The organism is Dysgonomonas massiliensis, assembly GCF_900240225.1.
GTDB lineage: Bacteria > Bacteroidota > Bacteroidia > Bacteroidales > Dysgonomonadaceae > Dysgonomonas > Dysgonomonas massiliensis.
The window spans coordinates 55,590-77,070 of the sequence record NZ_OEPV01000006.1 but is presented as its reverse complement, the minus strand read 5'-3'; the positions used below and the strand labels follow the sequence as shown (position 1 = coordinate 77,070).

The 21,481-nt window shown below is 36.8% G+C and carries 24 protein-coding genes; 7 read left to right on the top strand and 17 right to left on the bottom strand.

Going from position 1 to position 21,481, the window contains the following annotated elements; translation table 11 throughout:
- Position 1: 1 nt before the first annotated feature.
- The 8 genes from C1A06_RS07335 to rpmB form a co-directional block, all read right to left on the bottom strand.
- Entirely contained in the window at positions 2 to 244 is a 243-nt protein-coding gene (locus C1A06_RS07335; RefSeq protein WP_101689596.1) for a hypothetical protein, read from the bottom strand.
- A gap of 5 nt (positions 245 to 249) precedes the next feature.
- Complete coding sequence (locus C1A06_RS07330; RefSeq protein ID WP_101689595.1) at positions 250 to 1,449, bottom strand: HU family DNA-binding protein; 1,200 nt, start codon at positions 1,447 to 1,449, stop codon at positions 250 to 252.
- Positions 1,442 to 1,732, bottom strand: a complete 291-nt coding sequence (locus tag C1A06_RS07325) for an HU family DNA-binding protein (RefSeq protein WP_101689594.1) — start codon at positions 1,730 to 1,732, stop codon at positions 1,442 to 1,444. Before C1A06_RS07325 ends, C1A06_RS07330 begins: the two co-directional genes overlap by 8 nt.
- 21 nt (positions 1,733 to 1,753) lie before the next feature.
- Positions 1,754 to 3,052 (bottom strand): 30S ribosomal protein S12 methylthiotransferase RimO, encoded by a 1,299-nt coding sequence (rimO, locus tag C1A06_RS07320; protein ID WP_101689593.1) that lies wholly within the window; start codon positions 3,050 to 3,052, stop codon positions 1,754 to 1,756.
- A 6-nt stretch (positions 3,053 to 3,058) separates the two neighbouring features.
- On the bottom strand, positions 3,059 to 4,012 hold the full coding sequence (ftsY, locus tag C1A06_RS07315; RefSeq protein WP_101689592.1) for a signal recognition particle-docking protein FtsY: 954 nt from the start codon (positions 4,010 to 4,012) through the stop codon (positions 3,059 to 3,061).
- A gap of 152 nt (positions 4,013 to 4,164) precedes the next feature.
- Entirely contained in the window at positions 4,165 to 4,326 is a 162-nt protein-coding gene (locus C1A06_RS07310; protein ID WP_101689591.1) for a DUF4295 domain-containing protein, read from the bottom strand.
- Between the two features lie 13 nt (positions 4,327 to 4,339).
- Positions 4,340 to 4,528: a 50S ribosomal protein L33 gene (gene rpmG / locus C1A06_RS07305; protein ID WP_101689590.1), complete on the bottom strand. Its 189-nt coding sequence runs from the start codon at positions 4,526 to 4,528 to the stop codon at positions 4,340 to 4,342.
- Positions 4,529 to 4,546: 18 nt separating this feature from the next.
- Positions 4,547 to 4,801: a 50S ribosomal protein L28 gene (gene rpmB, locus C1A06_RS07300; protein ID WP_101689589.1), complete on the bottom strand. Its 255-nt coding sequence runs from the start codon at positions 4,799 to 4,801 to the stop codon at positions 4,547 to 4,549.
- A gap of 199 nt (positions 4,802 to 5,000) precedes the next feature.
- Between rpmB and C1A06_RS07295 the strand changes: the two genes are divergently transcribed.
- The 6 genes from C1A06_RS07295 (at position 5,001) to C1A06_RS07270 (ending at position 11,122) form a co-directional block, all read left to right on the top strand.
- A complete protein-coding gene (locus C1A06_RS07295) occupies positions 5,001 to 6,017 on the top strand; it encodes an NAD-dependent epimerase/dehydratase family protein (protein WP_101689588.1) in 1,017 nt (338 codons plus the stop codon).
- A complete protein-coding gene (locus tag C1A06_RS07290; protein ID WP_245872025.1) occupies positions 6,008 to 7,006 on the top strand; it encodes a M28 family peptidase in 999 nt (332 codons plus the stop codon). The genes C1A06_RS07295 and C1A06_RS07290 overlap by 10 nt, the downstream gene beginning before the upstream one ends.
- 348 nt (positions 7,007 to 7,354) lie before the next feature.
- Positions 7,355 to 8,359: a type I glyceraldehyde-3-phosphate dehydrogenase gene (gene gap, locus C1A06_RS07285; RefSeq protein ID WP_101689587.1), complete on the top strand. Its 1,005-nt coding sequence runs from the start codon at positions 7,355 to 7,357 to the stop codon at positions 8,357 to 8,359.
- 236 nt (positions 8,360 to 8,595) lie between these two features.
- Positions 8,596 to 10,128: a phosphoethanolamine transferase gene (locus C1A06_RS07280; RefSeq protein WP_159461391.1), complete on the top strand. Its 1,533-nt coding sequence runs from the start codon at positions 8,596 to 8,598 to the stop codon at positions 10,126 to 10,128.
- 18 nt (positions 10,129 to 10,146) lie between these two features.
- Entirely contained in the window at positions 10,147 to 10,446 is a 300-nt protein-coding gene (locus tag C1A06_RS07275) for a Dabb family protein (RefSeq protein WP_101689585.1), read from the top strand.
- A 4-nt stretch (positions 10,447 to 10,450) separates the two neighbouring features.
- Entirely contained in the window at positions 10,451 to 11,122 is a 672-nt protein-coding gene (locus C1A06_RS07270; protein ID WP_101689742.1) for a DNA alkylation repair protein, read from the top strand.
- Between the two features lie 49 nt (positions 11,123 to 11,171).
- On the opposite strand, the gene C1A06_RS07265 is transcribed toward C1A06_RS07270, so the two are convergent.
- The 8 genes from C1A06_RS07265 to C1A06_RS07230 form a co-directional block, all read right to left on the bottom strand.
- Entirely contained in the window at positions 11,172 to 12,014 is an 843-nt protein-coding gene (locus tag C1A06_RS07265) for a mechanosensitive ion channel family protein (RefSeq protein ID WP_101689584.1), read from the bottom strand.
- Positions 12,015 to 12,031: 17 nt separating this feature from the next.
- Entirely contained in the window at positions 12,032 to 12,697 is a 666-nt protein-coding gene (locus C1A06_RS07260) for a 4'-phosphopantetheinyl transferase family protein (RefSeq protein WP_101689583.1), read from the bottom strand.
- A 328-nt stretch (positions 12,698 to 13,025) separates the two neighbouring features.
- A complete protein-coding gene (locus C1A06_RS07255) occupies positions 13,026 to 14,807 on the bottom strand; it encodes a hydroxymethylglutaryl-CoA lyase-like TIM-barrel protein (protein WP_101689582.1) in 1,782 nt (593 codons plus the stop codon).
- 302 nt (positions 14,808 to 15,109) lie between these two features.
- Complete coding sequence (locus tag C1A06_RS07250; RefSeq protein ID WP_101689581.1) at positions 15,110 to 15,529, bottom strand: DUF4377 domain-containing protein; 420 nt, start codon at positions 15,527 to 15,529, stop codon at positions 15,110 to 15,112.
- A gap of 108 nt (positions 15,530 to 15,637) precedes the next feature.
- Positions 15,638 to 17,119 carry an NADPH-dependent glutamate synthase gene (gltA, locus tag C1A06_RS07245; RefSeq protein ID WP_101689580.1) on the bottom strand — a complete coding sequence of 494 codons (1,482 nt, stop codon included), beginning with the start codon at positions 17,117 to 17,119 and terminating at the stop codon, positions 15,638 to 15,640.
- Between the two features lie 13 nt (positions 17,120 to 17,132).
- Positions 17,133 to 17,915, bottom strand: coding sequence for a sulfide/dihydroorotate dehydrogenase-like FAD/NAD-binding protein (locus C1A06_RS07240; protein ID WP_101689579.1), 783 nt, complete (start codon positions 17,913 to 17,915; stop codon positions 17,133 to 17,135).
- A gap of 43 nt (positions 17,916 to 17,958) precedes the next feature.
- On the bottom strand, positions 17,959 to 18,381 hold the full coding sequence (gene ybeY, locus C1A06_RS07235) for an rRNA maturation RNase YbeY (RefSeq protein ID WP_101689578.1): 423 nt from the start codon (positions 18,379 to 18,381) through the stop codon (positions 17,959 to 17,961).
- 132 nt (positions 18,382 to 18,513) lie between these two features.
- Positions 18,514 to 19,740 carry an isocitrate dehydrogenase (NADP(+)) gene (locus C1A06_RS07230; protein ID WP_101689577.1) on the bottom strand — a complete coding sequence of 409 codons (1,227 nt, stop codon included), beginning with the start codon at positions 19,738 to 19,740 and terminating at the stop codon, positions 18,514 to 18,516.
- 205 nt (positions 19,741 to 19,945) lie between these two features.
- Here C1A06_RS07230 and trpS point away from each other — a divergent pair, with 205 nt between their 5' ends.
- Entirely contained in the window at positions 19,946 to 20,938 is a 993-nt protein-coding gene (trpS, locus tag C1A06_RS07225; protein ID WP_101689576.1) for a tryptophan--tRNA ligase, read from the top strand.
- 67 nt (positions 20,939 to 21,005) lie between these two features.
- Here the strand turns inward: trpS and C1A06_RS07220 are convergent, their stop codons facing one another.
- Complete coding sequence (locus C1A06_RS07220) at positions 21,006 to 21,386, bottom strand: TM2 domain-containing protein (RefSeq protein ID WP_145996361.1); 381 nt, start codon at positions 21,384 to 21,386, stop codon at positions 21,006 to 21,008.
- Between the last annotated feature and the right edge of the window lie 95 nt (positions 21,387 to 21,481).

Below are 21,481 nucleotides of genomic sequence, written 5' to 3'. Positions count from 1 at the left end.
ACTATTCAGCTTTTGATGCACCAATACTTTCATCAATAGTAAGACTATCCACTAACGATTTATTGGTTAAAGTATCATCATATATCTTAATATCTTTATTATTCTGATCAATAGCTACAATGTTTGACTTCTCAGGCCAAATAACCTTCAATAAATCATACTTATATACAAGCAAAGAAATTCCAATAAACAAAGCTATCAGAATTTGAACTATCTTATTTGATAATAAATCTCCTATATTCATTTATGTTAATTTTGAGGTGTCCAATACCCTTCTTCCAATTCTCTTGCCTTAGCTAATGACTCTTCGCTATTAGCATCAATACCATACTTTTCAGCAGCAGGAATTACTAAAGGTGTTCCGATAGGGACATTGTTAAAATCATTAATCTTGTCTATATTTTCCTGATAGATATAAACCCAGAAAGACTTATTACCGTAATATTTCAATCCAAGCTTGCGCATAGTATCTCCATATTCTATCTTGATCGTATCTAGTGGAACAAGGACTTGAATACTATTATTTATTATAGTATCACTTGCTAATGCTACCGAGTCTTGAGCACCAGCATTACTATCTATTGGATCTGATGGTGCTGCATCTACATTATTTTCGATAGAAACGATACTAGCATCCGTATCTTTCGGACCGAATATTTGATTCCTAAAGACATAGATTCCACCCAAGATCAGAAGAACTGCGCAGATTGATAATATCCAAACTAAAGTTTTAGAACCTTCACCTTCGTCGCCGATATCATCAATATCATCCTCAACTATAACTTCTTCTATTTCCGGAAGGATAACCTCTTGACCTACTATTTCATCTTCAACAATTGGCTCATTTTCAACTTCAGCAGGCAATTCTTGCTCTTCTTCAATTGGAAGATCAATCTGCTCCTCAATTAATTCTCGAACCTCACTTTCAGTAGACAAAATAGCTTCAATACCATTCGATACTGCTACTGTATCTTCGATCACAGTATCTTCGATTATACTCGGCTCTGTAGATTCTATCTCCTCTTTTGCTTGATCTTGCTCAACATTATCTGTTAGATCTTCAGATTCGTCGTTAGCCAAAGCCTCAAGCGTTTCCGAAAACTCTTCTGTATCTTCGAAATTAACGCCATCGTTCAACAAGGTAGTTTCGAAATGAGCAAAAGGAGCATTGATACGATCTCGCAACGATTTATCCGGAGTGAATCCCAATTTATAATGAGCTGGTATTTCAATATCCTGTCCCGTATTTACATCTACACTCTTACGACTATTAACTTTAACGAGTTTAAACGTTCCAAAATCTTTTATCCGTACTGAATCTTTCTTTTCTATATTTTCAGAAATAACAGCGAATAATTCGCGCACAAAGTTTTCGGCATCTTTTTTAGTGATACCTTTATTCTCGGCTAGAATATCAACCAGATCTTGTAATGTCAATCGTTTACTCATCTACAGTTAATTTTCTAAGGTTATCTTTCATTGTTTGCCCTTGACGAAAGGCCAAAGTTATCTTTGGTGGAACTAAAAATCGCTGCTTGCTTACAGGATTAACAGAAATACGATCTTTTTTCTTCTTTGGTTCAAACAAACCAAAGCCTTGAATATTAACTGAATTATCATCCAATAATTCTTTATTAATAATTCCGACTAAAGATTCAAGCATATCTCCCGTATCGCGTTGCGTCCATTCCAGACGTTTAGCCAAAGCCGCTATTAATTCCTGATTCGTCATAAGCTAGATCGTAGATTTAAATTATTCGACAACCTCGCCATACAGATCGAATGGCTGAGCTGCAGTAATCTTCACATCATAAAATTCACCAATCTCCAACTCGAAGTTTTTTTCAATCAAAACTTCAGGATCGACCTCCGGCGAATCAAATTCTGTTCTGCCAATATAATAATCTTCGTCCTCTTTATCAATGATAACACGCAAAACTTTTCCTATTTTGGACTCATTCGAAGCCATAGCAACTTCTTCCTGCAAACCCATCAATTCATCCATTCGGCTTTGCTTAACCTCATCTTCGATAACATCTTCGTAGTTATCCCACGCATAAGTTCCATCTTCGTGCGAGTAAGGGAAAGCCCCCATACGCTCGAAACGAATATCTTTCACAAACTGTTTCAGTTCTTCGAAGTCTTGTTCTGTTTCGCCCGGATGACCAACCATCAACGTCGTACGAATATGTATTCCGGGAACCTCTTTACGAATGGTTTCCAGCAATTTGTATGTTTCCTCTTTTGTGATATTACGTCTCATTTTCTTCAACATATTATCACTCACGTGTTGTAATGCAATATCCAGATATTTACATACATTATCATTTTCACGCATCACACGAAGCAGATCGTAAGGAAAGTGGGCCGGATATGCATAATGCAAACGAATCCACTCAACACCTTCAATTTTTGCTATACGTTCAACCAATTCAGGCAATTTCATTGTTTTATACAAGTCCAATCCGTAGAAAGACAAGTCTTGTGCTATCACCTGAAACTCCTTAACTCCCGAAGCTACTAAGCCGCGAACCTCTTCTTCTATTTCTTCCATTGGGCGTGAAATATGTTTCCCCGTCATTATTGGAATAGAACAATACGAACAAGTACGGTTGCAACCTTCCGATATTTTCAGATAGGCATAATGCTTGGGTGTAGTAATGCTTCTTTGCTGAGCTAAATCTTGATCATACGATTTTCCAAGATCTGTTATCAAAGCTTTCCAGCTAAATTTGCCATAAAAGTTATCCACTTCCGGAATTTCCTGACGGAGTTCGTCCATATACCGTTCAGTAAGACAACCCATTACAAACAACTTATTCAGCTTGCGATTCTTTTTAGCTTCAGCAAACTGTAGGATCATATTGATCGATTCCTCTTTGGCATCGCCAATAAATCCACAAGTATTTATGACAGCTATCTCACCTTCAGGCTCTTCCGGATCATGCTTCACAGTGTATCCGTTAGCCAATAGCTGTTTCATTAAAAGCTCGGAGTCAACTAAATTCTTAGAGCATCCGAGCGTTATTACATCAATTCTATTTTTCTTCATTAAATATTATTCTCCAAATAAGCTGTCTACAAACTCCTTTCGTTGGAAAATCTGCAGATCATCTATTCCTTCTCCTAATCCAATATATTTTACAGGAATCTTAAACTGATCAGAGATACCGATCACAACTCCACCTTTTGCAGTACCGTCGAGTTTAGTTATAGCTAAAGCCGTAACATCAGTCGCAGCCGTAAATTGTTTAGCTTGTTCGAAAGCATTTTGTCCTGTCGAGCCATCCAACACAAGAAGGACTTCATGTGGAGCTCCCGGAACAATCTTATCCATTACTTTCTTAATCTTGGTCAATTCGTTCATCAAACCAATTTTATTGTGCAAACGACCTGCTGTGTCAATAATTACAACATCTGCATCATTAGCTTTAGCCGAACTTAGCGTATCATAAGCTACCGATGCCGGATCCGAACCCATTGCTTGTTTTATCACCGGAACTCCTACGCGTTCACCCCAAATCACAAGTTGTTCTACCGCAGCTGCTCGGAAAGTATCTGCAGCTCCTAGATATACACTTTTCCCTGCTTTCTTGAATTGGTTTGCCAACTTACCAATTGTAGTCGTTTTACCAACACCATTTACACCGACAACCATAATCACATATGGCTTTTTATCGGTTGGCAATTCAAAATTTTCAATATCCATTGCATTGTTTTCTGTCAACAATGCTGTTATTTCTTCACGAAGAATACGATTCAATTCTTCGGTACCCAGATACTTATCTTTAGCTACACGGCTTTCGATTCGATCAATAATCTTCAGTGTTGTATCAACACCAACATCCGAAGAGATCAATTCTTCTTCCAGATTATCCAACACATCTTCATCTACTTTCGACTTACCTGCCACTATACGCGACAATTTCGAAAACATCGATTCTTTTGTCTTTTCTAACCCTTTATCTAAAGTCTCCTTTTTTTGTTTCGAAAAAAGTCCAAATAAAGCCATTGTATAATATTTTATGATTTATAGTTCTTTCGGATTCCTGCATCAAAATTAATACTTTAATACAGAATAACAATAATTTACAAGACGAAAACAGACAATAAAAAACCTCCAAACATTAAAATGCTGGAGGTTTCTTTATATCGTAAGAGCGATTATTTCGCCAAGTAGTCTTTTACTTGTTCGTTTGGAATCATTTCTTCCTTAAATGCATAAGCACCTGTTTTAGGAGATTTTTCCATTTTTATAACTTTTGCATAGTTACGACCATCTTTATTAGACGCGTCACGGTAACCTGCTACTGCTTTTTTTGCCATGGCTTATCTTGTTTTACTTAATTTCTTTGTGAACAGTCATTTTTCTCAAAACTGGGTTGTATTTTTTCAACTCCAATCTCTCTGTAGTATTTTTTCTATTCTTAGTAGTAATGTAACGAGAAGTTCCCGGCATACCACTTTCCTTGTGCTCTGTGCATTCCAAAATAACTTGGATTCTGTTTCCTTTTGCTTTCTTTGCCATCTCTAGAACCTCCTTAAATTAAGATATTACTTTGATAGTTTGAAGATAACCAGCTTCGGCTGCTTTTTGAATTGCAGCGTTCAAACCTATCTTATTAATTGTACGAAGACCGGCAGCTGTTACGTTCAATGTAATCCAGCAGTCTTCCTCTACCCAGTAGAATTTACGGGTAAATAGATTGATATCAAAACGTCTCTTAGTTTTTCTGTTAGAGTGCGAAACGTTGTTACCAACCATAGCCTTTTTTCCTGTTATTTCACAAATTTTGGACATCGCTATATCGTTTTTATTTTATATTCTTGTATATTAAGCTGCAAAATCGGGATGCAAATTTAGATATTATTTTGGAATTTACAAATTATTATTGTGTTAAAGTTCAATTATTTTATCAGACAAGCGAATTACCTCTCGTCTCAAAAACAAGCAATTACAATTTTACTACTTTTGCAGTAAACATTCAATCTCGCATCAAATGTCCAACTCGCCGAAAATTCTAATCACCGGTGCCAGCGGCTTTATAGGCAGCTTTCTTGTCGAAGAAGCTCTCCGTCGTGGCTACGACACATGGGCCGGCATCCGCAAGTCCAGCAATCTTGATTACCTTCAAGACCAACGGATCAAATTTATCGATTTTAATTTTAACAGCAAAGAAAAATTGGAAAAACAACTTTCCGAGTTTTATCAAAAAAATGGCAAATTCGACTACATAATACACAATGCCGGAGTAACTAAATGCTTAAATAAGGATGATTTCGACCGAGTGAATTATCAAAATACCGTCAACTTTATCGATGCATTGATTTCTACACAAAACACTCCTTGCAAATTCATATTCATGAGCAGCCTCAGCGTCATGGGAAAAGGAGACGAAACTGGACAGAAACCTTTCTTCACAGAAGATACACCAAAACCAAATACAGCCTATGGCAGGAGCAAAGTCAAAGCCGAGAATTATATAAGAAGTACAGAAACACTACCCCACCTCATTTTCCGTCCAACCGGCGTATACGGTCCGCGCGAAAAAGACTACTTCATGATGCTTAAAACCGTAAAATCAGGACTCAACATAGGCGCAGGATTCAAACCCCAGCATCTCACCTTTATATACGTGAAAGATCTCGCTCAAGCCATATTCAATGGAATTGAGTCTGATATAATCAACAAAACATACTTTGTTGCTGATGGCAATACCTATACCGATAAGGAATATACCGAGTTAATCAAAGAGACATTAGACAAAAAGCGCACACTCAACTTCAAAATCCCATTTTTCTTATTGAGAGGGATTTCCATAATAAGTGAAAGTATTTCTTTTTTCACAAAAAAAGCATCAACCCTAAATCGTGATAAATACATTATCATGAGCCAGCGAAATTGGAAATGCGACATTACCCCCCTAATCAACGATTTAAATTTCAAAGCAAAATATAACCTCAAAGATGGGCTAAAAGAATCAATCGATTGGTATAAACAACATAAATGGCTATAACATATCCACAAACCCTAATCACACATATCATGAAACGACTGGCAACAATCATCACTATTACAATAATAAGCCTCACAACCGGAGCTTATGCGCAATCTGACACTACTTTAATAAAAAATCATTTAACCACAATTACCAAAACAGATGAATACCGAAACTATAAAAATATCAAAGCACTAAACCAAACAGCAGAATACATCTTCAATACCTTTCAGCAATATGCTGATACTACTTACTATCAGACTTATGAAGTAAAGGGTAATGCCTATAAAAATGTAATATGTCGCTTCGGGACGAAAATAGACAAACCCACAATGATAATCGGCGCACACTATGATGTATGTGGCGATCAAGAAGGAGCCGACGACAACGCTTCAGGCGTTGTAGCATTACTAGAAATTGTACGCATGCTAAAAAATAAGAGCCTGACACGCCCTCTTGAATTAGTTGCCTACACTCTGGAGGAACCTCCATTCTTCAGAACCCCTCACATGGGCAGCTACGTACATGCAAAATCTCTTATTGATTCCAAGACGAAGGTCTATGGTATGGCCGCAATCGAAATGATCGGCTATTTTAGCGACGAGAAAGGCTCACAAAACTACCCTATCAAGGTAATGAAGGTTGCCTATGGTACGCGTGGAGACTTTATTTTACTTGTAAAAAAGAAAGGCTATGGCGATTTTGTGAAAAATTTCTCAAAAGAATTCATCAACGCCGAAACTATAGAGACTAGTAATTTCAAAGCACCTTTTGATATCGAAGGGATTGACTTCTCCGACCACCTTAATTATTGGGAATTTGGCTTCGACGCTATGATGGTTACAAACTCTGCTTTTTTCAGAAACAAAAACTATCATCAAAAAACAGACAAGATGGAGACACTTGACATCAAACGAATGGCAAACGTAATCGATGCAATATACCATGCTATCTTAAACATTGATTTAGATCCTACTCCCAATAACAACAAATCTCTTAAAAAGTAAGCATTCCACATTCTCCAAAACAAAAAAACATCATGACTCATATAGAACTGAGATCAAGATTACTCAATTATTTTTAGATCATAGATTCTATCCCTCAAAACACAAATAGCAATAAATGCAAAGAGCAGATATCAAAACAACAAAATAGTCTAACAAAATAATCTTTTTTAAAAGATAAAGGCCAAAAAACAACATAATTACATTTATTTAATAAAGATATTTCACTATCTTTGTGTGCCTTTTGAGAAGTAACTATCGCCAAAAGGAAAAGCTTTAAATGTTTTCGAACATAAAAGCATATACGACAGTGAATTAATTCAATTTTTTAACCAATAAAAGTAAAAAAAAATGATTAAAGTAGGTATTAACGGTTTTGGACGTATCGGTCGTCTAGTTTTCCGTGCTGCTCAAACAAGAAACGATATCCAAATCGTGGGTATCAATGACCTAATTGACGTAGAATATATGTCTTATATGTTACGTTACGACTCAATGCACGGTCGTTTCAACGGAACAGTAGAAGTTAAAGACGGCAACCTAATTGTAAACGGAAACACTATCCGCGTAACAGCAGAAAGAAATCCAGCAGACCTTAAATGGGATGCAGTTGGTGCTGAATATGTAGTTGAGTCTACAGGTCTTTTCCTTGATAAAGAAAAAGCTGGTGCACACATCCAAGCTGGTGCTAAATATGTAGTTATGTCAGCTCCTTCAAAAGACGATACTCCTATGTTCGTTTGCGGAGTTAACGATGATAAATATGTAAAAGGAACTCAAATCGTTTCTAATGCATCTTGTACAACTAACTGTCTTGCTCCTATCGCTAAAGTATTGAATGACAAATTCGGTATTCTAGAAGGATTGATGACAACAGTTCACGCTACAACTGCAACTCAAAAAACTGTAGACGGTCCTTCAGCGAAAGACTGGAGAGGTGGACGTGCTGCTGCTGGCAACATCATCCCTTCATCAACAGGAGCTGCTAAAGCTGTAGGTAAAGTTATCCCTGAATTGAACGGTAAATTGACAGGTATGTCATTCCGCGTTCCTACTTTGGACGTTTCAGTAGTTGACCTTACAGTACGTCTAGCCAAAGAAGTTTCTTACGCAGAAATCTGCCAAGCAATGAAAGATGCTTCAGAAGGCGAATTGAAAGGTATCCTTGGATACACTAACGAAGAAGTTGTTTCAACTGACTTCTTAGGCGATTCTCGTACTTCAATCTTCGACGAAAAAGCTGGTATCCAACTGAGCCCAACTTTTGTTAAAGTTGTTAGCTGGTATGACAATGAGTGGGGTTACTCAAACAAAGTTCTTGAGCTAATCGCTAGCATGGCTAAAATCAACGGATAATTTTATTCGCTTAATTATAAAAAAGGCTGTACATTTGTACGGCCTTTTTATATTTACAATACAGAACTACAACAATGTACGCAAAACAAATACTCATCAATCTTAAAAAATTTACAACCGATTTTTTACGTTGTTACAAATTCTCAATTATATACTTCTTTTTTTTACTATATATAGCATTCAGACCTAATGGCTTCATATTCAGCATACCTTTAGTCATCAACATCATCTCTGTGATGCTATTAATTAGTATCATTGCTCAAATACCATATAAACCTATAAAAATAATACTGAACATAGCAATCATATTCTTCATATCGTGGGCAACATTTTTCTCTCTCGAATTCTCAGATTGGATATGGACTGAAACCGTGGTATCAATACTAAATACAGATAAAAAAGAAGCCCTAGACATGGGGTCTACATTCTTCATTACAGCCATAATATCAATAGTTGCCAATACTATACTTCTATCATTATCAGAGAAAGAATTCAAAAAGAAATTACCTATACCAATATTAACAATCACATTCTTATTCATCTTATCTTTTATATCGATAATATACCGAGCACACGACCTACAGCTGGGAAAAGGTCCTATCACAAACAAGATATTAGCACTACCGAACTTTAGCCTGGGATACCATTCGACTATATACCTAACATACACATCACCAGTACTGTATTCCAATATTACAACTCTATATATTGCGATCGAGGAATACAATAACATAAAGAATAATATAAACAATATTACCTCCAGAAAAGAACCAAGTTTTCTTTTTACGGATAGCATCGACACGGCGCAGCAAATAGACCGAATATATTTGATAATCGGAGAGAGCTCAAATAGGCAACATTATTCATTATATGACTATAAGCGCCCTACTACACCATTTCTTGACAGCTTAAAACAGGTTAAAACTACTTCATTCTCGTTTCATTGTGCAATATCAGCTGCACCTTCAACAGCGCAGTCAATACTTAGACTTTTAAGCTTCTCTGGTGTAAACTTCACATCAAAAGACCTAGACATCAAAAGTATTTTAGGCATAGCCGTCAACAAAGATTATGAGACATATTGGATATCAAACCAGCCCTCATTAGGTGGACCCGAAAACATTATATCAACATTCCCAACAGAAGCAGAAAACGTCTATTATACCGACTCACCGAGCTTACTAGATCCGAATCACAGCATCATTAAAGATATAACATTGACACCTATCATAAAAGAAAAGCATGATATCAATCAAAAGCAATTTACAGTGATTCATCTTTTTGGAAGCCATATATATTATTCATCCAAATTTGATAGCAAAGACGAAAAAGCAATACCCAAAAGCACAAATGATAACACGTTCAACAATATAGACAATTACGACAGAAGCATACACCACACCGATCGAGTACTTAGAGAAATATACAATTCTTTAAAAGGAGACAAAAATAGTATCGCTATATACATATCTGATCATGGAGAAATAGTTGGCACTGGACATGGATTTATGAAAGAATTTGAAGATCAATATAGTATACCTCTAATCTTCTTCAATTTTACGGATATAGATATAGATAATCTAGTCAAAAAATATAAAAATTCGGAAGACGAAAATTTCAACACTGTAAATTTATGTTATATCTTAGCTGAACTAATGGGATATCAAGTTACACCTGAAAGGGTGAAATTTGCCTTAGAAAACTCCCCGTTTGTTTATCTACCAAATGGCGAAATCAAAAGATTTGAAGATATTAAGAATATTAAGTAATAACTAAATTATAGGATAATGGTAAAACATATAGTAATGTGGCAGCTGAAAGAAGAAGCACACGGCAATAATAAAGAAACAAACGCACGTTTGATAAAAGAAAAGCTTGAAGATTTGAACGGCAAGATTGAAGGCCTACTGAAAGCCGAAGTTGGCATAGACTTTCTTGGTAATGGAAACTTCGACGTAGTATTATATTCAGAAGTTACATCGCGCGAAGCTTTAGATTTCTACCAGAAACATCCGCTACATCAAGCTGTTCTTCCATTTATCCGCGAAGCTGTATCTGACCGCAAAGCTGTTGACTACGAAATCTAATAAAATGGAGTTACAAGACGCTTTAAGGGATATACGTACTAAATGCCGACTAGCAATGAACGGCATCGCCTCAACAAGCATGCGTGAAAGAGGCTTAGATTACAAGCTAAACTTTGGACTTCTACAAGAACAAATAAAACGTATTGCTGATGAATACGAGCCAAATAAGCAACTTGCAGAAGCTCTATGGAGCGAAGAAACTCGCGAGCTGAAAATTTTGGCTACTATTCTATATCCGATAAATGAATTTACTGAAGATATAGCAGATAAATGGGCTTCCGAAATCACGCTACAGGAGATGCGCGAACAAATCTGCATCAACTTATTTCAGAAGTCACCTATCGCGAATAAGATCGCATTAAAATGGGCCAATAGCAATGACGAAGAAACCAGAACCACTGGATACTGGCTCCTTGTTAGATTATTTGTCACAAAAAAAGCTGATAATAAAATTGATCATTCCTATTTTAATGAGTTTATCTGGACTGATATTATTGCAAATGACTTATTCCGAAGAAACGCATCATTGTCTGTTCTTAAATATCTTGTTAGAAGATCAAAGGAAGAAGCAGATAGCATACTAAAGAGGCTATCAATCTACAAAAACGATCCCAGCCCTATAAAACAAGAAGCATATAACAGTATTTCGTTCGAAATAGACTTTATGCACTCTTAGAGACTTGATCAAACAAATAACACTAAGCACAATCCTCCAATGGTTGTGCTTATTCTTTTTCCAACTTGAGTACTGGAACTGGAAGCTTCACTCCATTCTCCTTAAATAAACGATCAATTTCGAAGCGAATATCACTTGCAATGCGATCGTTATTGAAAGCATCGCAAATAAAGTAGCGCAAACAAAAGCGAACAGAAGATTCCCCAAAATTGTCAAGCATTACAATTGGCGCAGGATCCTTCAACACATCACCTACATTCTCAACACTCTTCAACAATAACTTTTTAACGAGCTGCACATCCGTTCCAATATAAACCCCAACTTCGATGGTAGCTCTTATCACATTATGATCCTGAGTCCAGTTATTAACAACATCGTTAATAAACATGCGATTCGGAATAACCACTATTCTTCTATCTCGAGTCTCGGCAATTGTAGATCGAAGATTTATGACTTTAACACGTGCAACTTTACCTTCAATATGAATAATATCGCCTACATTAAGTGTTTTATCAAAGAGAATATAAATTCCAGCTATCAAATCCTGAAATATCTGCTGCAACGCAAATCCCAATCCGACAAACAAGGCTGCAGAAGCCGTTAAAAACATCGTTATATTAACACCAATACCACTCAACAACGAAAAGAATACGATTAGATACACAAAATAACTAACGTAATTAAACACAGTCTCTATCCTACCCTTATCAGTTTCTGAGTAAAGCCGTACTATTGCTTTCTTCACAACCCGAAGCAGAATGCAGGTTATAATAAAGACTACAATAGCAAATACAATAGTCCGAACTCGAATAGTCAAATGTTCATCTTGATACAATTGAAAGTTCAGTATATCAAAAACCAGATTGATTATAGTACTAATAGCTGCAAGCATAACTATAACTCATTTTATTATTTACTCAAACAGGTTAATACAAATTCAGAATTTACAATATAAAACACATCGAAACTTTTATTCTCAGCTGTCCTAGATTCTGTCGCCTTAAACCATCCCTCATCAACTGGATCAAAGTGAGTAACATGCATATGATCGATATAATCGACACCCTCCGAATCCATAACTTTAAACATTGACTCTTTCGCACACCAATGAAGTAGAATGTGTGTCAATTCTTTCGCTGAGTCTATATATTCATCCTTCGAAATAATACGGTCTTTCACACGAAGAATCTTATCTGACACGAACTCAATATCAATACCGACTTCTGACAACGGATTAATTGCAATAGCAGCAAATCCATTTGTATGAGATATAGATATATTACGATCATCGCCAACCAAAAAGGGACGTCCTGCATTGTTATACGTTAAATCAAGTTCACAACCAAAGACAGCTTTAATGAGAGCTCTAATAGCTAGTTTCTCTATCTTTATTTTATTCGACTTTATTTGCAGAATATGACTTAGCTGAGATTTATTCTCTAGCATAGCCAATAGATCCTCGAAAGATTCTTCAATCTTCCAAAGTGCAATAAGTGTATCGTCTATATTCCTTTTTAAATAAAGCATTTCACAAAGAAACTCAAAATATTCATAATTACATAAATAAGGCTCCATCGAAATGAAGCCTTATTATTGAATATTAAATTCTAAACATTGTTCTTCAGTAAATTAGCTCTAGAACTTTGTTTGTAAAGCGGTCTTTATCGACCTATATATAGAAGTCTGTGTGTTCTGTAAAATTTAGACAAATGAACTATCTAAGTTAATTTTCAGGATGCAAAGATATAGTCAAAAAATCACAAAACAACAAGTATAGAAACTATTGATAGATTCAATTCGTTATATAGTATTTTTTAATAACTATTGCATTTCCAACTACAAAAAAAAGAGGGGGAAGAAAATGACTTTCTTCCCCCTATCTCTATAATAATACTAGCAAATATTAGTCAATATAGGCAAGTACTTGATTTTTTTGAACTTTATCTCCTTGCTTAGTTTCGATTTGGACAATCTTACCTGATTTAAGAGCTTTAACCTCTTCAATTCCGTAATATGTCTGAATGAAACAAACAACATCACCCTCGTTTACTTTTGTTCCTACAACCGGAGCAGAAGATACATCATCAACATCAACTTGCCAGATAACCTGACCAGCAACAGTCGATTGCAATGGTTGAGCATTAGGATATTTTGCTTGAATAGCCTCAGCATCAAAACGAGGGACCTCAATAACTTCACGAGTCACAATGATCGGAGCACCAGCTTTTGCTTTAGCTGCTTCTAGATCTTTATTGAAACGCTCTTTAGCTGCTCCCGATTTGAAGTCACGATATTGACGATCGAACATAGCAAAGCTGAATAGTTCTTCATCATCTTGACCATAATCCCATCCAAGTTCATCCATTTCTTTACGATATTTATCAAGAACATCTGGATATTCTTCTTGTGGATTACCTGTATAGAATGTTTCACCTTTCGATTTAGCTAATTCGATGATCTCATCATCAAGTTTACCCGGAAGCTGACCTGATTTACCAAGAATCATACCCCAGCTATCTTTATCGATATTAGAGAAACGTGGTTGTCCTTGAGCCATTGAGAAGATATTCATCAATGCAATATTTTTTACATATTGGCTGAATGGAGTAACCAATGGTGGATAACCTAACTTAGGCCAAATATATTCTACTTCTTCGAACAGTTGAACTACAAGGTCGTTTACCGACACTTCAGCTTTACCATTGTTACGAAGAGCCATATTGATAGCAGGATGCATTGTACGCAAGTCAGCCATCATTGATCCCATCATACCACCTGGTAGTCCGCAACCTACAAGCAAAGAAGTACTAACTTTATTAGAAGGGTCAATGAAGTAGCCCAAGAAGTCATCCATAAATTCTTGAGTCAATTGACGAGCTTCCATATATGCACTCATATTGATTTCAGGCACTGAGAAGCCAGCATCTTTCAACATCGCTTGGATAGTGATAACATCCGGATGCACCATACCCCAAGCTAGAGGCTCAATCGCTGTATCTAGATAATCAGCACCCGCACGAGCAACTTCCAACATAGAAGCTACCGAGAAGCCTGGTCCTGTATGTCCGTGATATTGGATCGGAATATTTGGATGGCGATCTTTCAATGCTTTCACTAGTTTTCCTAGGAATGCAGGACGACCAACACCAGCCATATCTTTCAAACAGAATTCATCGGCTCCAAAGTCTGCCAATTGATCTGCATATTTTACATAATAATCTACTGTATGTATCGGAGAAGATGTGATACAAAGAGCTGCCTGAGAAATCATGCCTGCTTCTTTTGCATACTTAACAGAAAGTTCCAAGTTGCGAGGGTCATTCAATCCGTCGAACGAACGAGAAATATTTGTTCCTTGTTTTTGTTTTACCTGGAACATCAATTGACGTACATCTTTTGGAACCGGGAACATACGAAGTGCGTTCAAACCACGCTCCAACATATGTGTCTGAATTCCCACTTTATTAAACGGAGCTGTCCATTCGCGAACCGATATATTCGGATTTTCTCCGTACAACAAGTTTACTTGTTCAAATGCTCCTCCGTTAGTTTCAACACGTGCAAAGCAACCCATATCGATGATTACCGGCGCAATTTTCACTAACTGATCTACACGTGGCTGGTATTTACCAGATGATTGCCACATGTCACGATACACTAAGCTAAGTTTAATCTCTCTTCCCATATATGTGTTTTATTGTGGTGATAAAAGGAAAAAATCATTCGATTTTTTTCTTCCGAATCTATTAATTTGTCATATTATAAAATACTCATACAAATTTAACCTTTTATATTCAAAATGAGGTTATACTTTCACATGAAAAAAATTATCATTTTGTCATAAAATAGTTAAAGATTTAGGGTTAACAAGTGAACAGACATACTTCCTGCACACTTCAGTTAAAGATGAGCAGGAATCATGCGACAATTCCGTCAACGATTCCTTACTCCATCTGTTATATTAACTGTAAAATACTTTCCTTTTGCTTATTTAGCAGCAGGAATACTAGGCATATTTTCCGATTGTTTCTGGGTCTTCGAAATTTCCTGAACAAAAGTATAAATTATAGATGATGCGTCAGCTGCTGGTGTAGCAACAGTATCCACTTTAACCTCGATTACATATTCGTAACCTGGTTCGTAATTGAATTCTTGAATACCTGAATACCAAAAACTCCAATCAGTTTCACCTTCCTGTTTAATCAAAAAACATTTCTGAGGGCCTACTCCTGTACAATCAACTTGATCTGATGCAATAGTCAACTTGATCTGATTAGCTACAGCTTCTTGAGGATCTGCATTCGCCTCATTGGTTTCTGCATTTGTTTCTTGTTGTTGTTTCGTTGTTCCTCCACAAGAAACCATAAATAGCGCTACGCTTAAAGCGATAAATAATACTTTTTTCATAATAGTAATTTTTGTCGTTCTCGTAAAGGTAGCAATTTAGAAACAAAAAAAGAGAATATTGTAAGTCGTTTACAATATTCTCTTCAACAATACATTCTATAAGGATGGTTATTCTTTCCCTTTAATTGCCTTATCCATCATAGCCGCAGCTTTACGGCCATCACCCATAGCAAGGATTACCGTAGCCCCACCACGCACGATATCGCCTCCGGCATAAATACCTTCAACATCAGTCTCCATAGTTTCCTGATTCACTACAATAGTACCCCATTTGGTGACATCTAAGCCGCTAAATGATCTCGGAATTAATGGATTCGGAGATACCCCAACACTAACAATTACTTCATCAACTTCAACCCAATCCGTAGCACCTTCTACAGCAACTGGTCTGCGGCGTCCCGAGGCATCAGGCTCACCCAATTCCATACGCTGAAGAAGCATAGCTGTGACGCGACCATTTTCATCTCCTTTATATTCCAACGGATTGTGCAAGAACATAAAATCAATGCCTTCTTCTTTGGCATGCTTTACTTCTTCCAGACGAGCTGGCATTTCTTCTTCCGAACGGCGATATACAATGATAGCTTTTTCAGCACCAATACGACGTGCAGTACGTACAGCATCCATTGCCGTATTACCACCGCCGATAACAGCAACACGTTTACCTTTCTGAACAGGAGTGTCGCTATCTTCGCTAGCTGCATCCATCAGATTGACACGAGTCAGATACTCGTTACAAGACATCACTCCGATAAGGTTCTCTCCTGGTATATTCATAAAGTTAGGCAAACCAGCCCCACTACCTATAAATACACCTTCAAATCCCGCTTCTTTCAGATCTTCTTGAGAGATAGTTTTTCCTACAATACAATCTTTCTCGAATTTCACACCCATCTTGCGAAGGATATCAATTTCAGTCTCAACAATTTCGTTTGGTAAACGAAATTCAGGAATACCATATTTCAAAACACCTCCAATTTCATGAAGAGCTTCAAATACTGTTACATCATAGCCAAATTTAGCCATATCAGTAGCAAAAGACAATCCAGCAGGACCTGAACCCACTACAGCTATTTTTATTCCATTAGCAGGAGCCATTTCCGGAATAGAGATATTTCCGCTCAAACGTTCATAGTCTGCTGCAAATCTTTCTAGATAACCAATAGCTACTGCGTCTTTTTTTAGTTTTACTGTGTAGAAACATTTTTCTTCGCACTGTTTTTCTTGAGGACAAACACGTCCACAAACAGCAGGGAGAGCACTTGTTTCTTTCAATACACGAGCAGCTTCAAGGAATTCACCTCTTTCTATATTTTTTATAAACGTAGGGATATTGATTCCAACTGGACAACCCTCCATACATGTAGGGTTTACACAGTCAAGACAACGAATAGCTTCTCCTACTGCTAATTCTTCTGTCAATCCCAAGTTTACTTCTTTTTTCAATTCATGGCTACGAACTTCAGGATCAAGTTCGGGCATATGTACCCTTTCTCTATCAGTACGCTCTTTAGCCTTCATGCTTTTACGCAATTCTTCACGCCAAGCTTCGTTACGACGTGCTTTTATTTGATCTTCTAATACAGACATCGGTATTCTTTGTTTAATTGTATGCTTTTAATCTCATCAACATTTCGTCGAAATCCACCTCATGAGCATCGAACTCAGGACCGTCAACACAAACAAACTTTGTTTTACCGCCAACCGTCACTCGACAAGCTCCACACATACCTGTACCATCAACCATAATTGTATTTAGCGATGCTACTGTTGGTACATTGTATTTCTTAGTCAGCAATGAAACAAATTTCATCATAATAGCAGGTCCGATAGTAACACACAAATCCACTTTTTCGCGATTGATTACCATTTCAACTCCATTTGTCACAAGTCCTTTTGTTCCGTAAGAACCATCATCGGTCATCACGATAACTTCGTCCGAATATTTTGCCACTTGTTCTTCCAATATAACCAAGTCTTTTGTTCGAGCAGCCAATACCGAAATTACTCTATTTCCTGCTTTTTTCATAGCTTCGATAATTGGCAACATAGGAGCTACTCCTACTCCACCTCCGGCACATATTACAGTCCCGAAATTTTCGATATGCGTTGCTTGACCTAGTGGTCCTACAACATCCGTAAATGAGTCACCTACTTCGAGAGCACAAATTTTCTTTGACGATAATCCTACAGCTTGAGTTACCAGCGTAATTGTTCCTTTTGACAGGTCAGACGAAGCAATTGTCAATGGCACTCGTTCTCCTTTTTCTCCAACACGTACAAGCACAAAATGTCCAGCCTTGCGACTACGTGCAATTAGTGGTGCTTCTACCTCCAGCTTAACAACGTTAGCCGAAAAGTATTCTTTGTCTACTACTTTAAACATTTAATGATATTATAGCTTATTAAGGGTTAAACCTTGATGATTATTATTCTCTGATATACATTGCGAGTGCTTTATTTTCGCACTCGGTCATATGTTTGCGTTCTTCGGGCGACTTATCATTAATGCCGCACAGATGAAGAACTCCATGGATTATTATTCTATGCAATTCGTCTTCAAATTTAACTTCGAATTTTTCCGAATTGCTTTTAACAGTATCTAAACTGATAAATATATCTCCCGATATTGTATCTTCATCAGTATAGTCGAATGTAATGATATCTGTATAGTAGTCATGCTGTAAATACTGCTTGTTCACTTCGAGAATTTTCTCGTCCGAACAGAACATATATGCTAATTCGCCTACTTTTTTCCCATAATCAGCTGCAACAGCCTTTATCCAAGCCGAAACTTCGCGTTTCTTAATCTTTGGTTGCTTTACGTCTTCCGTCTGAAAAGATATTGACATGTTATATTTGTTTTTTGGCACTGTTAACGCACACAAAGATATCTATAATTCTTTTCACAGTCTAATTTTTCGAATTATTTATACTTATGAATTTATGTTCGTACATATTTTAAGAGACTAATACAGATAGCCTTATACTGAAAGCTTATTTTTCAATCCTTTATCAATTTCACCCAAGAAATCTTGTGTACTGAGATAATGCGAACGCTCTAGTTTATCTCCATGTATCAACATTGCCAAATCTTTAGTCATAAAACCATTTTCTACAGTTTCAATACAGGTTTTTTCAAGTTTATCTGCAAAATCTACCAACGGCTGATTATCATCCAACCGTCCACGATGGGCAAGTCCTCGCGTCCATGCAAAAATAGAAGCTATCGGGTTGGTCGATGTTTCTTTACCTTGCTGATGTTGACGATAATGGCGTGTAACAGTGCCATGAGCTGCTTCTGCCTCCATTGTCTTTCCATCAGGAGTAAGCAATACTGATGTCATCAATCCCAAAGAGCCAAAACCTTGTGCTACAGTGTCAGACTGAACATCACCATCATAATTCTTACAGGCCCAGACAAATCCACCTTCCCACTTCAAAGCCGAAGCGACCATATCATCAATCAAACGATGTTCATATATTATTCCAACTTCTTCGAACTTCGACTTATATTCCTTTTCATATACTTCTTGAAAAATATCTTTAAATCGTCCATCATAAGCCTTAAGGATAGTATTTTTTGTTGACAGATAAAGTGGATACTTTTTATCCAAAGCTAAGCGGAAGCATGAATGAGCAAATCCATAAATCGATTCATCAGTATTATACATGCCCATAGCAACCCCATTTCCATCAAAATTATACACTGTATGTACTTGCGGATCTCCATTTTCAGGGGTGAAAGTCAGCGTCAATGTTCCTTTACCTTTGGTTACAAAATCAGTTGCTTTATATTGATCAGCATTAGCATGACGACCAATTATTATCGGTTTAGCCCAAGTATTGACCAATCTAGGAATATTTTTCATAATGATTGGTTCGCGAAAAACCGTACCTCCTATTATATTACGGATAGTACCATTGGGAGATTTCCACATTTTTTTCAAACCGAACTCTTCAACACGCGCTTCGTCCGGAGTTATGGTAGCACACTTCACCGCTACATTGTATTTTTTTGTTGCTTCGGCACTATCTATCGTCACCTGATCGTTCGTTAGATCACGATTTTGAATACTAAGATCATAATATTTCAGATCTACATCAACGTATGGGAGAATAAGTTTTTCCTTGATGAATTCCCAGATTATACGAGTCATTTCATCACCATCCATCTCCACAATTGGATTTAGCACCTTTATCTTTGTCATAATATTCAATATTTACGATTATATAATCTTTGAGTTCTTCAAATATAGCAACAAACAGCCAAAACGACAAACAATCATTGATTTTTAGAACAAAAAGAACAAACACACAATAGAATTACTTCAAATTAGTCATTTATGTCATATTCATTGCTTTTTTGTATCTTTATAGCTTCAAAAAGCAAGAATATAAAATAAACAAAAATATATGAAAACAGTAGTTAGCGGAATCCGCTCAACCGGAGAATTACACTTAGGAAATTACTATGGTGCTTTACGCAATTTCGTAAAGATGCAAAACGAGAACAAATGCTTCTTCTTTATTGCAGACTACCATTCACTTACAACACATCCAGATCCATCACAGCTCCACACAAATGTCAAGAGCGTGTTGACTGAATATCTGGCTGCGGGTATCGACCCAGAGAAATCAACAATCTATGTACAAAGTGATGTACCGGAAGTATGCGAATTATACTTGCTTCTGAATATGCATGCTTATATGGGCGAGCTAGCAAAAACAGCTTCGTTCAAAGACAAGGCTCGTAAAAATCCTGAGAATGTAAATGCAGGTTTACTTACATATCCGACACTGATGGCTGCTGATATTTTGATGCACAATGCCGATCAGGTTCCTGTAGGAAAAGATCAGGAACAACACCTTGAAATGACTCGTAAATTCGCCCGTCGTTTCAATAATATATATGGAGAAGAAATATTCAAAGAACCTACCGTTTATCTTGAAGAAGGTCAAGAATTAATAAAGATCCCTGGATTGGATGGTAGCGGCAAGATGGGTAAATCGGAAGGCAATTGTATCTACTTGATAGATGAGCCGAAAGCTATAGAGAAAAAAGTAAAACGTGCTCTTACCGACGAAGGTCCGAAAGCTCCAAATTCAGAAAAGCCTGATTATATTGAGAATTTATTTACTCTACTAAAAGTGGTTTCGACTCAAGATGTCGTAGAACATTTCGAGGACAAATGGAACACATGTGATATCAGATATGGTGATCTAAAAAAACAGTTGGCTGAAGATATCATCAAAACGACATCACCTATACGCGAACGTATACTTGACATCCGTAACAATGAAGAATATCTAAGCAAGGTTACAAAAATGGGAGCAGAAAAAGCACGTGAAAGTGCTCGCAAAACGCTGGAAGAAGTTCGCCGAGTGATGGGCTTCCGAAAATTCTAAATCATTAACCCTAGAATAATAAAAAAGCACAGTTCAGGGACTGTGCTTTTATTTTATTGCTCAAACCTTATCTCTGAGACTTTTCTTTAATAATACGTCCGTCTGAGTCTTTGAAATTTCCTGTTATAATCATTATCAAGTCAATCAAAGCCCAAATACCACAACCTCCTCCGGTGAGCAATTGAATAACTCCAATTGCAATATGACCAGTATAGAATCGGTGAACTCCCAGACATCCAGTCAAAATAGCTAGTAACAGTGTAGTTAACCAATCTTTATCAGAATATATCTGATCATAATTTACATTTTGTGAGTAAGGTGCTGAATGTGGAGGCGGAGGAGGTGGTGTAGACACTACTTGAGGTTCACCGCAACCAGGGCAAATCGTAGCATCATTACTCATACTTTGTCCGCATTTTGGGCAATATTTTACTGTTCTCTCTTCCATAATATAATCTGTTATATAATTTTACTAATTGTTTCTTTATCTATTAGACGCACATAGACGAATAAAGTTACATTTATTTCCTACAATTATACATT

What these genes read in the sequence shown, in the direction of transcription:
- C1A06_RS07335 (WP_101689596.1), bottom strand. Translation starts at nt 244, where the DNA reads ATGAATATAGGAGATTTATTATCAAATAAGATAGTTCAAATTCTGATA.
- C1A06_RS07330 (WP_101689595.1), bottom strand. Translation starts at nt 1,449, where the DNA reads ATGAGTAAACGATTGACATTACAAGATCTGGTTGATATTCTAGCCGAG.
- C1A06_RS07325 (WP_101689594.1), bottom strand. Translation starts at nt 1,732, where the DNA reads ATGACGAATCAGGAATTAATAGCGGCTTTGGCTAAACGTCTGGAATGG.
- rimO (WP_101689593.1), bottom strand. Translation starts at nt 3,052, where the DNA reads ATGAAGAAAAATAGAATTGATGTAATAACGCTCGGATGCTCTAAGAAT.
- ftsY (WP_101689592.1), bottom strand. Translation starts at nt 4,012, where the DNA reads ATGGCTTTATTTGGACTTTTTTCGAAACAAAAAAAGGAGACTTTAGAT.
- C1A06_RS07310 (WP_101689591.1), bottom strand. Translation starts at nt 4,326, where the DNA reads ATGGCAAAAAAAGCAGTAGCAGGTTACCGTGACGCGTCTAATAAAGAT.
- rpmG (WP_101689590.1), bottom strand. Translation starts at nt 4,528, where the DNA reads ATGGCAAAGAAAGCAAAAGGAAACAGAATCCAAGTTATTTTGGAATGC.
- rpmB (WP_101689589.1), bottom strand. Translation starts at nt 4,801, where the DNA reads ATGTCCAAAATTTGTGAAATAACAGGAAAAAAGGCTATGGTTGGTAAC.
- C1A06_RS07295 (WP_101689588.1), top strand. Translation starts at nt 5,001, where the DNA reads ATGTCCAACTCGCCGAAAATTCTAATCACCGGTGCCAGCGGCTTTATA.
- C1A06_RS07290 (WP_245872025.1), top strand. Translation starts at nt 6,008, where the DNA reads ATGGCTATAACATATCCACAAACCCTAATCACACATATCATGAAACGA.
- gap (WP_101689587.1), top strand. Translation starts at nt 7,355, where the DNA reads ATGATTAAAGTAGGTATTAACGGTTTTGGACGTATCGGTCGTCTAGTT.
- C1A06_RS07280 (WP_159461391.1), top strand. Translation starts at nt 8,596, where the DNA reads ATGCTATTAATTAGTATCATTGCTCAAATACCATATAAACCTATAAAA.
- C1A06_RS07275 (WP_101689585.1), top strand. Translation starts at nt 10,147, where the DNA reads ATGGTAAAACATATAGTAATGTGGCAGCTGAAAGAAGAAGCACACGGC.
- C1A06_RS07270 (WP_101689742.1), top strand. Translation starts at nt 10,451, where the DNA reads ATGGAGTTACAAGACGCTTTAAGGGATATACGTACTAAATGCCGACTA.
- C1A06_RS07265 (WP_101689584.1), bottom strand. Translation starts at nt 12,014, where the DNA reads ATGCTTGCAGCTATTAGTACTATAATCAATCTGGTTTTTGATATACTG.
- C1A06_RS07260 (WP_101689583.1), bottom strand. Translation starts at nt 12,697, where the DNA reads ATGGAGCCTTATTTATGTAATTATGAATATTTTGAGTTTCTTTGTGAA.
- C1A06_RS07255 (WP_101689582.1), bottom strand. Translation starts at nt 14,807, where the DNA reads ATGGGAAGAGAGATTAAACTTAGCTTAGTGTATCGTGACATGTGGCAA.
- C1A06_RS07250 (WP_101689581.1), bottom strand. Translation starts at nt 15,529, where the DNA reads ATGAAAAAAGTATTATTTATCGCTTTAAGCGTAGCGCTATTTATGGTT.
- gltA (WP_101689580.1), bottom strand. Translation starts at nt 17,119, where the DNA reads ATGTCTGTATTAGAAGATCAAATAAAAGCACGTCGTAACGAAGCTTGG.
- C1A06_RS07240 (WP_101689579.1), bottom strand. Translation starts at nt 17,915, where the DNA reads ATGTTTAAAGTAGTAGACAAAGAATACTTTTCGGCTAACGTTGTTAAG.
- ybeY (WP_101689578.1), bottom strand. Translation starts at nt 18,381, where the DNA reads ATGTCAATATCTTTTCAGACGGAAGACGTAAAGCAACCAAAGATTAAG.
- C1A06_RS07230 (WP_101689577.1), bottom strand. Translation starts at nt 19,740, where the DNA reads ATGACAAAGATAAAGGTGCTAAATCCAATTGTGGAGATGGATGGTGAT.
- trpS (WP_101689576.1), top strand. Translation starts at nt 19,946, where the DNA reads ATGAAAACAGTAGTTAGCGGAATCCGCTCAACCGGAGAATTACACTTA.
- C1A06_RS07220 (WP_145996361.1), bottom strand. Translation starts at nt 21,386, where the DNA reads ATGGAAGAGAGAACAGTAAAATATTGCCCAAAATGCGGACAAAGTATG.